The sequence below is a fragment of the Pigmentiphaga sp. NML080357 genome (genome assembly GCF_002188465.1).
Classification (GTDB): Bacteria; Pseudomonadota; Gammaproteobacteria; order Burkholderiales; family Burkholderiaceae_B; genus Pigmentiphaga.
Window position 1 is genome coordinate 1 of the sequence record NZ_NINW01000010.1, and the last position, 10198, is coordinate 10198.

The following is a 10198-nucleotide window of genomic DNA, read 5'->3' on the forward strand; positions in this document are numbered from 1 at the left end:
ACGCCACGAATCGCAGATTTGAAAGTGAACAGGAAAGTCAATGAAATCAACGATCTACCAACACCACCTCCGCGCCAGTGCTAGCTTTTCGTACCGTCACTTATTGCACTGAAAACGAGGAGACCCCGGTTCGGGTGGATGGGCGCAACCACCATACGCACCTCAACGCGCGTATCGGGCGTTGCAACGCCTCGGGCAGCTTTGACATCCTCGCCCAGGCACCCGAGCCGATGGCGGCTGCCCCCTACGTCATATCACACGTGCCCCCTGACTGGGCGACCGTCACCTCTCCCGGCGCAGGCCAGAGCGATGGGTTGCTTGTCGTGGGGGCCTCATGACGCGGCCCAACGTCAGCCAGACCATCTTGAAAGACATCCGCGCACTGCGGCTGCTGGTGGTGCACCCGGACGATCGGGACCGAGAGGAACTGGCGGATGAGCTGTCGCGCATTGGATGCGCGTTCGCGTGCCAGTGGCCCTTGCTCGATGCCCCGCCATCGGGTACCGACATGGTGTTGCTGGCGGTGCACCCTGACACGCTTTCTCAACCCTGCCCCTGGCTCGAAAAACCCAGCGCCCCACCGGTCATCCCCATCGTGGCGTTTGAAAACCCCATCACCCTCGCGGCCGTGCTGCACCTCAACGCCTTCACCACCATCGCCTCACCCGTGCGACCCGCGGGGGTGCTGACCGCCCTGGCGCTAACGCTGCACCAGAGCAAGCAGCGGCGCTCGCGCGAGCACTACATCCAGCGGCTTGAGAAAAAGGCCGCGCATCAGCACATCATCCAGAAGGCAACCCGTGCGCTGATGGGAGCGCGCCGCCTGAAAGAAGACGACGCCTACGAACTGCTTCGCGAAAAAGCCATGCTGCAGCGCGAACCCATCGAGCAGGTGGCCCGTCAGATCATCAGCGCCACGGAGGCGCTGGGAATCTGAGAGGGCCCGAGGGGCAGGAGTGGGCAACCACCGCGCCCAGCCACCGCCCGGTCGCGGCTCAATAGCCAGCACGAGCTCACGCGCCAGAAGCTCGGCGGCCTGAAACACGCCCCCGGCTTTGCCGAGAGCTACCTCGTCAACGGCGCGCCCCCGGCCACGTGTTGCGCCAGCCGTCCCCTGGGCGACACGCTGCACACCCTGGGCCAGCGCGGCCTGGATGATTTCTACCGGGGCGAGACCGCCGCGCGCATCGCCGCCGAGCTGCGGCGCATCGGCAGCCCGGTGCGCGCGATCTGGCTGTTGGGTAATTGGTCTTTTGCAGCTTCGTGCGCAGGATCCTCGGGCAAGGACGACGGGCAAGAGGACGACCAAGGCGGCCACAGCCGCCTTGGTCGTCCAGCGCTCAGCCGGCAGGCTCAGTCGGTCGTATCCGCCAGCAGGTGCTTAGCGCTGCCGACGAAACTCACCGGCGTCTGTGGGCGCTCGTTCACGGTGAGGTTGAAGACGTCCGGACGCGAGTAGTGACCCGTCACGTCGAAGTCGAGGCGGCTGCGCGGCACGTCGGCCAGATCCAGATCCGCGTACAGGATCGTCTCCTCATTGAAGACCGGGCCAACCAGCACCTGCCCCAGGGGGCCGATGATGCAGCTGCCGCCACGCATCAGGATCGTGTCCGGCCCTACTTCCTGGGACAGCTCGTACTCCGCCGGATAATCCTTGCGGCGCATGACTTGGCAGGCCGAGAGCACGAAGCAGCGGCCTTCCAGGGCGATGTGCTGCATGGTCGGCAGCCAGGTATCGCGATCGTCGGCGGTGGGGGCGCAGTAGAGGGTGACGCCCTTGGAGTACATGGCCGTACGCAGCAGCGGCATGTAGTTTTCCCAGCAGATCACCGCGCCCAGCTTGCCGTGGGGGGTGTCGAACACCGGCAACGTGGAGCCGTCACCGAACCCCCAGACCAGCCGCTCGCTGGCGGTCGGCACGAGCTTGCGGTGCTTGCCCATCAGCCGGCCTTCGGGCGAGAAGAACAGCACGGTGCAATACAACGTGCTGTCGGCGCGCTCGATAACGCCGATCACCAGGTGCACAGCGTTGATCTTGGCAATCTCGCCCAGGCGATCGGTCGCCGGGCCTGGCACCTCGATGGCGCTCGCCCAATAGCGGCGGAAGTCCTCGCGGCCCTCGGGACGGCGCATGCCGACCCGGCATCCGAAGTCCAGGCCCTTCGGATAGGCCGAGATGTAGGCCTCAGGGAACACCACCAGCTGGGCGCCGCCAGCGGCGGCCTCGACCACCAGCTTCTCGGTCTTGTCCAGCGTAGCCTCGGTGTCGAAGGCGACGGAGCCGGCTTGTACTACGGCAGCTCTAAGCGTTTGCATTGTTTTTTCCCTTTCGTTGTTCAGTAACGGGCCGTCAGCCCTGCGTGACGCTACCGCGCTCGATGACGTAGGAGCGATCCACCACCCCGCGCGTGTGGGTGTAGTCGGATTCGGAGATCAACACCGAGATACCCTCGGTCTTGAGAGAGCTGATCACTTCCACCAACCGCCGACAGAGGGTTGGCGCCACGCCTTCAAAGGGCTCGTCGAGCAACAACACCTTCTTGCCGATCATCAGTGCACGCGCCAGGGCCGCCAGCTTCTGCTGGCCACCGCTCAGGCTCATGGCGCGCCGCGAGGCAAAGCCTTTGACCTCGGGCATCAGCGAGTAGACCCATTCCAGCCGCGCCTGGGGATTGGGCTGCTTGGTGGCCCAGACCGGGGTCAGCACGTTTTCTTCCACCGTCAGATCCGGCACCAGGCGCCGATCCTCGGGCATATAGCCGATGGCGAGATGCGCGCGCCGGTAAGCGTCGGTGGCGGTAAGGTCGGTATCATCGAAGCGGATGTTGCCGCCGGTGGGTTTCATCAACCCCATGATGCTGCGCATCAGCGTGGTCTTGCCGGCGCCGTTACGGCCGATCAGGCCGACCATCTGCCCGGTCGGCACCGCAAGGCCGACATTGCGCAGGATCGGCGTGCCCTCGATGGCGACGCTGAGGTTCCTGATCTCAAGCATGGCTGGCTCCGGCCGCAGCGTGGGATTCACCGATAACGAACTGCCGCACCTGGGGATCGGCCAGCGCGAACTCGGTGGCCGCATCGGCGATGATGCGACCGTCGTAGAAGGCGATGACGCGGCTGGCGTAGCGAGAGACGATGTCCATGTCGTGCTCGATGAACATGACCGTAGAGCCCGAGCGCTGGACGCCGGCCATTACTGTGTCCATCAGACCGAACTTCTCCTCGATGGCCACACCACTGGTGGGCTCATCGAGCAGCAGCAACGGCGGGCGTGAGACCAGCGCCATGGCAATGTCCAGCAGCTTGCGCACGCCCTGCGCCAGGGCGCTCACCTGCGAGTGGGCATGGACGGCGATGCCGAAATCCCCCAGCACCTCCATGGCGCGGACCCGGGCAGCCTCGCTATGCAGCGGCCGAAAGAAGCTCGCGGCGCCCACCTGCAGCGTCGCGAAGGCCAGCATCATGTTCTCCATCACGGTCAGGTCCGGGAACAGCTGGGCCACCTGGAAGGAGCGGCAGATACCGGCGCGGCTCACCTCACGCGGCGCGCGGCCGGTGATGTCGTTGCCGCGGAACTGGATGCGGCCACTGGTGGGCTTCAAGTAACCGGTGACCATGTTGACGAAGGTCGTCTTGCCGGCGCCGTTCGAGCCGATGACCGCGACGACCTCCTGCTCATGGATAGTCACGTTGATGTTGGCGGCGGCGACCACCGCTCCGAAGCTCTTGTTCAGCTCGGTAACTTGCAGGACCGGATTCATAGCGCGTCGTCCTTCTTAAGCGGTCTCTGCCACCGCCGCGCGCTCCTTGCGCGTGGCCAAGCGGGTCAGGGACCAGAGCCCCTTGGGCAGGAAGCAGATGATGGCGATCAGCACCCCACCGAGGATCAAGCGCCAGGCATTTGGCGCCAACTCCAGCGCGTAGGTGCGAACCAGCTCGAACACCGTCGAGCCGACGAACGCGGCGGCCACGTGGCCGGTGCCGCCCATCAGGGCGATGAAGATGAACTCGCCGGATTGCGACCAGTAGGCCATCTCGGGACCCACATGACCGTAGTTCAGCGCGGTGATGGCGCCGCCCAGCGACGCGGCAACCGCGGCGATCACGTAGTTGCTGTAGAACACCGTGCGCGGCGCAAGACCAAGGTATTCCACCCGGATCTCGTTGTTGTGCAGGGCTATGCCCGCGTACCCCATGGGCGAGCGGAAATAGCGATGCACGACAAAGGCGGCGATCGCCGCCAGCATGCAGGTGGTAACGTAGATCAGCAGCTTGGCCTGCTCGACCGCCAAGGCGGCGCCGAACAGCGTGGGCGCCGCAACGTTGAAGCCGTCGGTACTGCCCAGACTCTGCGTTCGCGAGAGCACGCCGTAGAGGATCATGGACAAGGCCAGGCTGAACATCGCGAAGAAGATCTCACGATAGCGGCTCATCACCAGGCCGAGGATGCCACCGGTTACCAGGCCTGCGGTCGCGGCCAACGCGAGCAAGACGAAGATGTCGGTGATCTGCAGCAACTGCCCGCCCAGGCCGATGGCATAGCCGCCGATGCAGTAGTAGAGACCTTGGCCGAACGAGACCAGGCCACTGCGCATCAGCACGATCACGCCCATCACGACGAGCGCCTTGGCGATCACCGAAACGACCATCAGACTGAGCCAGGCGGGAAACACGAAACCGCCGGCCAAGAACGCTAGCGTCACCGCGATGATGGCCAACGGGGTTTTGTCGACACAACGCATCAGATTTTCCTCGCACCGGCAAGCGCGAACAGGCCTCGCGGACGGAAGGCGAGCACGCAGGCCATCACGCCATAAATAACGAACAGCTCCGCCTCGGGCAGCATGTTCACTGCCGCCGCGCGGGCCAGCCCGATCAGGATGGCGCCCACCAGCGCACCCTCGATGCTGCCCAACCCGCCGGTTACCACCACGGCGAAGGCCAGCACGATGACCTCGATTCCCAGGCCCGGGTTGACGGCGATGGCGGGCGCGGCCAGGCCGCCGGCCAGCGCGCCCAGCCCGGCGCCGATGGCGAAGGTAATCACGAACAGGCGACTGACGTTGATGCCCATGGCCACCGCCCCTTCGCGGTCATGAATCACCGCGCGCAGCAGCTTGCCCTGATGGGTGCGGTTGAGGCCCCACCAGAGAACCGCGGCCACCACGCCGGCCACGGCGATCATCGCGAGGTCGTAGTTGACGAAACTCAAGTTGCCGAAGTCGGTGCTGCCGAGCAGGCCGTAGGGCTGATAGGCGTAGTAGGACTGCACGCCCCAGAGCATGACGATAAGGTCTTCGAACACCAGCAGCAGCCCGAACGTCACCAGCACCATCACCACTTCGTCGCGGCCGTGCAGGAAGCGCAGTACGCCGCGCTCGGTGATGAGCCCGGCGATGCCGCCGGCAAGGACCGCGGCCAGGGCCATGGCAGCGAAGCTGCCGAACTCGGGCAGGCCTTGCTCGAAATACCAGCCCACCAGCGAAGCGGAGGTATAGGCGCCGATGGCATAGAAGCTGCCATGGCACATGTTGAGCACGCGCATGACCCCGTAGATCAGCGTCAGGCCCGCGGCCACGACAAACAGCCAGGAGGCGTAGATGAAGCCGTCTATGAGGATGGCCAGGATCAAGGACATGGATTGGGAATCCCGTACGGTAAGACGCAGCATGCGCGGCGTGCGCGCCGGCATGCTGCGCACCTGAGGCTTACTTACACTTGGCGCCGGGGAAGCCCGCCTCGATCCACTCCAGGCTCTTGTAGCCTTTGGGCGGAACGACGCAATCCTGCTGGTAGCGCTTGATGTTGGTCAGGGTTGGCTTGCCGCCCACCAGCTTGAAGGTGCCATAGGCCGTTTCGGTCACCGCCTGATGGCCCTTGTGACGATCCATGTAGACCTTGCCGGCCGGGGTCTCGAAGTCCAGGCCCGGCAGCGCCTTGCGGATGTCGTCCGCGGTCGGTGCGGACTTGCTGGCCGCCGCGGCCTTGTCACCAGCCGCTTTCAGCGCCAGCACGGACTGCGCCATGTAGTAGGCGGGGAAGTTCGGCTCCTCGCCGAACTTCTTCTGGTACGCGGCGCGGAACCAGTCGTTGAACTTGGACGCCGGTGCCAGCGCGCCGCCGGTGCCGCGCACGCCGATCACGGTGCCGTCCGGGATCTGCTTGGCCAGGCTGTTCAGCGCCGTGCCGCCGGTGGTCAGCACGCCGGTGGACTTCTTGAGCAGGCCGCGCGGGGCCGCCTGCAGGATGAAGGCATCCAGATCACCGCCCCAGAAGCTGGAGTGGATGACGTCCGCGTTGGCACGGACCAGGGCGGTCACCTCGGCGCCGTATTGACCGGCGAAGAGCTTGGGAAATTGTTCGCTGACGACCTGCACGTCCGGCTTGAGCTTTTGCACGGACTTGATGAAGTCGCGCCAGGACTCCTGGCCCCAACCGTAGTTCTGGTTCATGCCAGCGACGGTCTTGAGGTTGGGCTTGACGCTGAGGGTGTAGCGCGCGGCGGCAATGTTCTCGACGTCCTGCGAGTTCATCGTGCGGAAGACGTACTGCTTCTCGCCTTCCTCGAAGGTGCGGGTAGTGCCGCAGTAGTAGAACAGGGTGAGCTTCTTGAGCTCTTCGGCGATCGGCGCGATGCCTACGCAGGAGCCGGAGGAGGCATAACCGATGACAACATCGACGCCCTGGCGCTGCACCAGGTTGCGGTACTCGTTGACCGGCTCCACGGCCTCGTCGACGTAGATCGGCTCGATCAAGCGGCCGCCGACACCCTTGCCGCTGTACGGCGCCGGCAGCGCGCCGTTGTTGATCGCCTCGATGATGATGTCCGCGCCATTACGCGAGGGGATGCCCACAGGGCCGGAAACGGGGCCGGAATAGAAGGACACCAGACCAACCTTCAGTGGATCAGCAGCCGCGGCAGTCTGCGCGACAGCAGCGGCGGCCAATCCGAGTGCCGTCGAAACGGAAATCTTTCCTAACAAACGCATGTGATGCCTCTCTTAGCTTGTCTTTGCACGAACGGCCAAGGCGCCTGGCCCTGCGCCGGGAGGAAGGCCTACAACCGCCCCAGCCCGTCGTGGAACCCGCCCCAGCCAATCAGTGTCGATGTGTTCCGACATGACTCGGTGACGTATGTCCAGTGATGGTCTGGGCCGGCCAATCACCTCCAGCAGTCCGGCGGATCGTACGGTACTGATGAGATTCCGTCAAGCACCACCAGCCACATACAGCTATTTGACAGTGTCGACTTTTTTCGACACCATTGCTATGTCGAGATTGTTCGACATGGGGGAACGAGTGATGCTGCTTAATCAGCTTGCCCAACTGGGCCTTACCGGCAAGAAAGGACGCTTCTATCTGGCTGCGCTCGAACTGGGCGAGGCGCCGGTGACGGCGGTCGCCGAGCGTGCCGGCATCGGTCGGACCACCGCCTATGACGTTTTGGATGGCTTGGTCAACGAGGGGCTGGTCACCCAAATCGAAAAGTCCGGAAAGATGTACGTCGTGGCCGAAGACCCGGCCGTCTTGCTACGCAACTTGGAGCAGCGCCGGCGACTGGTTGAGGAGGTCCTACCGGAGATCCAGGCGATCTACAGCCACTCGATGTTCAAGCCGCGGATGCGCTACTACGGCGGCGCCGAGGGCATCGCCACCGTGTTGAACGACACGCTCAACTGCCGTTCCGGGGAACTGCGCGGCATCCTGTCGATGCAGGAACTGCTCGAGGCGCCGGGGCCGGAATTCATGGAGCGCTACATCCAGCGCCGCATCGAGGCGGGATTGAAACTGCGGGTGGTGCGCAGCAAGGACGAGGAAGTCAGCAACGCCTGGGGCAGCAGGGCGGACGAGCTACGCGAAGTACGGTTTTCGCCGCACCATGTGCCGTTCACCATGACCTGCTACATCTACGACGACAAGGTCGCCTGCATCTCCTCGCGACGTGAGAACTTCGCCTTCCTGATCCAGAGCGCCGAGTTCGCCGGGCTTCAGACAGCCTTGTTCGAAACGTTGTGGGCCGCAAGCAGCCCCATCCCTGCCGCCGGCGAGGCAAGCTAGGGAAACGCTGATCAAGTCCACCGTATCGTAGTTGCGTGCGTTGAAGGTGTCGACGCGGGATGCGAGGATGACGATGAAGCAGATGACCTTGGCAGCGGCGGCCGATGCGTCGGCGGGATTCGAGCGCTTTCGTAAGCCTACGCGCCGCGACGCATTCCTGGCCCAGATGCAGACGATCGTGCCGTGGGGGCGGCTGGTGGCGCTGATCGAGCCGCACTACCCCAAGCCCGGCAACGGCCGCCCGCCCATCGGGCTGGAGCGCATGCTGCGCATCCACCTGCTGCAGCACTGGTTCAACCTGGCCGATGCGGCGTGCGAGGAGGCGCTGTACGACTCGGCGGCGCTGCGCGCTTTCGTTGGCATCGATCTGGGTCGCGAGCCGGTGCCCGACGCCACCACGGTACACTTAATCCAACAATCGTGGATGGACCCCGTCTCTTTATCTGATGGAACCCTTATCCCTCAGGTGTAGTTGCTATGGCTAACAATCAGACTCCCCTGGTTTATTCCTGCTCAGGCTGCTCCAGTGCGGCCCAAATGACCAACCATCTCGCGCTGCAGCTGGACCGCCTGGGGCTTGCGGAAATGTCCTGCATCGCCGGTGTCGGCGGCGGTGTACCGGCCCTGGTGAAGACCGCTACCTCCGGCAGGCCCATTCTGGCGCTCGATGGCTTCGAGCACCTGGATGTACTGCTCGGCTTGCGCCGCCACCCCCTGGTAGCCCTTGGCCTCGATCTGCAAGGCGCGCGCACGCAGCTCCGCCGCTTCGCCTTCCTGGGTGCGCAGGAGCCGGGTGCGTAACTGGTTGAGGAAGGCTTCGCCCTCATCGGGCTCCAGAAACGCCAGCGTGGCCTCCCGGTTGGACGTGATGCGCTGCAGCTCGTTGCTGAAGCTGCCCGTCTCCGTCTGCGCCATGATCACCTGCTCGGTGAAGTCGGCCAGCACCGGAATGACGGCCGCGCCGATCTGGCGCTGCACGCCTTCGAAGATGGCCGACAGGCGAGTCAGGTTGTCGTTGAAGACTTCCGAGGCGCGTGCCACGTCTTCGGACATCACCAGGCCCAGGCGCTGGGCTTCTTCCATCAGCGCGGTGATGCCCTCTCGCCCCTGGTTGAGGAAGGGGATCAGGTTCAACCCTTCGCGACCAAAGAGCTTGATGGCCAAGGCCGCCTTGTCCGCGCCGTCGGGCATGTCGGCGAATTTCTCGGCTAGATCCAGCAAGACCTGCTCGGTTGGCCGGATCTGCCCATGGGCGTCAGTGGCCGCCACACCCAGCGCCAGCAAGGCCTTGCTGCCTTCGGCACCCTCGAAGCGGCTGTCAAACAACGCGACAGACAGGCGCTGCAGCCCCTTGGTCAGTCCTTCGGTGCTGACGTCCGAGAGCTTGGCCGCATAGTCGAGCGCGGTGAGCGCTTCAACCGAGACACCGGTCTTTTGCGAGAGCTTGAAGAACTCATCGCCGACCCGAGCCACCGGCAGGACCAAGGCGGTGATGCCCACGCCCAAGGCAGCGATGCTGGCGCCCGCCATCAAACCGGCGGGGCCGAGTTTGCCCAAGACCGAGCCAAGCACGCCGAGCCGGTCAGTGGCGGCCTGCAATTGGAACTTGGCATCGTTGGCGGCAGACGACAGCAGTTTCAGGCCACCAGACGCTGGTGTGGCCGCCGCCTCGATTTTTTTGAGCGAGCGCTCCCCCCTCTCACCAATCTCGGACAGTTCGGCTTTGACCTTGCCGCCGTCGACCACGGACAAGCGGATGGAGAGGTTGCGTTCGGCCATGGGAAGAAGAAATCCGATATCGGGTGAATCGTGGGTCTATGTGTTTTGTTGCAATGTGCTCATCAGGCCCGCCTCGACCGCCGGGAAGAGATCGATTGCCGTCGCGCGATCGAGCCCCGTGCACTCGCAAGCCAGCATCCAGGCATTGAGGTCGAGCCCCACCACGCGGCCCTGCGCCATGCGCAATTGGCTGGCACAGATGTCAATCGCACTGGCGGCTTGCCAGCCTTCCAGGGGGTCTCCTCGTTTTCAGTGCAATAAGTGACGGTACGCAAAGCTAGCACTGGCGCGGGGGTGGTCTGGGTAGACCGTTGATTTCATTGACTTTCCTGTTCGCTTTGTAAACGGGTATGGTGGCCTC

Annotated in this window: 10 protein-coding genes and 3 pseudogenes; 6 read left to right on the forward strand and 7 right to left on the reverse strand. The window is 64.3% G+C overall.

The window, feature by feature from the left end; genetic code table 11:
• Window positions 1–77: 77 nt before the first annotated feature.
• The 3 genes and pseudogenes from CDO44_RS28305 to CDO44_RS28310 form a co-directional block, all read left to right on the forward strand.
• Window positions 78–338 carry a transporter substrate-binding protein gene (locus CDO44_RS28305; RefSeq protein ID WP_144389458.1) on the forward strand — a complete coding sequence of 87 codons (261 nt, stop codon included), beginning with the start codon at window positions 78–80 and terminating at the stop codon, window positions 336–338.
• Window positions 335–937, forward strand: coding sequence for an ANTAR domain-containing response regulator (locus CDO44_RS03010; protein WP_087778795.1), 603 nt, complete (start codon window positions 335–337; stop codon window positions 935–937). Before CDO44_RS28305 ends, CDO44_RS03010 begins: the two co-directional genes overlap by 4 nt.
• Before the next feature lie 90 nt (window positions 938–1027).
• Window positions 1028–1459: pseudogene (locus CDO44_RS28310) on the forward strand (hypothetical protein); the annotation flags it as partial.
• Here the strand turns inward: CDO44_RS28310 and CDO44_RS03015 are convergent.
• The 6 genes from CDO44_RS03015 to CDO44_RS03040 form a co-directional block, all read right to left on the reverse strand.
• Window positions 1354–2316 (reverse strand): nitrilase-related carbon-nitrogen hydrolase, encoded by a 963-nt coding sequence (locus CDO44_RS03015; protein WP_087778798.1) that lies wholly within the window; start codon window positions 2314–2316, stop codon window positions 1354–1356. The pseudogene CDO44_RS28310 and the gene CDO44_RS03015 overlap by 106 nt on opposite strands.
• Window positions 2317–2350: 34 nt before the next feature.
• Window positions 2351–2995 carry an ABC transporter ATP-binding protein gene (locus CDO44_RS03020; RefSeq protein ID WP_087778800.1) on the reverse strand — a complete coding sequence of 215 codons (645 nt, stop codon included), beginning with the start codon at window positions 2993–2995 and terminating at the stop codon, window positions 2351–2353.
• Entirely contained in the window at window positions 2988–3761 is a 774-nt protein-coding gene (locus tag CDO44_RS03025) for an ABC transporter ATP-binding protein (RefSeq protein WP_087778802.1), read from the reverse strand. The genes CDO44_RS03020 and CDO44_RS03025 overlap by 8 nt, the downstream gene beginning before the upstream one ends.
• 15 nt (window positions 3762–3776) lie before the next feature.
• The gene (locus CDO44_RS03030; protein WP_087778804.1) at window positions 3777–4742 is read right to left on the reverse strand and encodes a branched-chain amino acid ABC transporter permease; all 966 of its coding nucleotides are present in this window, start codon (window positions 4740–4742) and stop codon (window positions 3777–3779) included.
• Complete coding sequence (locus CDO44_RS03035) at window positions 4742–5638, reverse strand: branched-chain amino acid ABC transporter permease (RefSeq protein ID WP_087778808.1); 897 nt, start codon at window positions 5636–5638, stop codon at window positions 4742–4744. Before CDO44_RS03035 ends, CDO44_RS03030 begins: the two co-directional genes overlap by 1 nt.
• A gap of 70 nt (window positions 5639–5708) precedes the next feature.
• Window positions 5709–6989: an ABC transporter substrate-binding protein gene (locus CDO44_RS03040; RefSeq protein ID WP_087778806.1), complete on the reverse strand. Its 1281-nt coding sequence runs from the start codon at window positions 6987–6989 to the stop codon at window positions 5709–5711.
• 313 nt (window positions 6990–7302) lie between these two features.
• On the opposite strand from CDO44_RS03040, the gene CDO44_RS03045 reads away from it, so the two are divergent.
• From CDO44_RS03045 to CDO44_RS27965, 3 genes and pseudogenes are all read left to right on the forward strand, one after another.
• Window positions 7303–8058, forward strand: a complete 756-nt coding sequence (locus tag CDO44_RS03045; protein WP_087778807.1) for a TrmB family transcriptional regulator — start codon at window positions 7303–7305, stop codon at window positions 8056–8058.
• A gap of 73 nt (window positions 8059–8131) precedes the next feature.
• Window positions 8132–8461 (forward strand): annotated as a pseudogene (locus CDO44_RS03050) (transposase); the annotation flags it as partial.
• Between the two features lie 74 nt (window positions 8462–8535).
• Window positions 8536–8769, forward strand: a pseudogene (locus CDO44_RS27965) (putative zinc-binding protein); the annotation flags it as partial.
• A 1104-nt stretch (window positions 8770–9873) separates the two neighbouring features.
• Here the strand turns inward: CDO44_RS27965 and CDO44_RS27565 are convergent.
• Window positions 9874–10017 carry a hypothetical protein gene (locus tag CDO44_RS27565; RefSeq protein ID WP_158213191.1) on the reverse strand — a complete coding sequence of 48 codons (144 nt, stop codon included), beginning with the start codon at window positions 10015–10017 and terminating at the stop codon, window positions 9874–9876.
• Window positions 10018–10198: the final 181 nt, after the last annotated feature.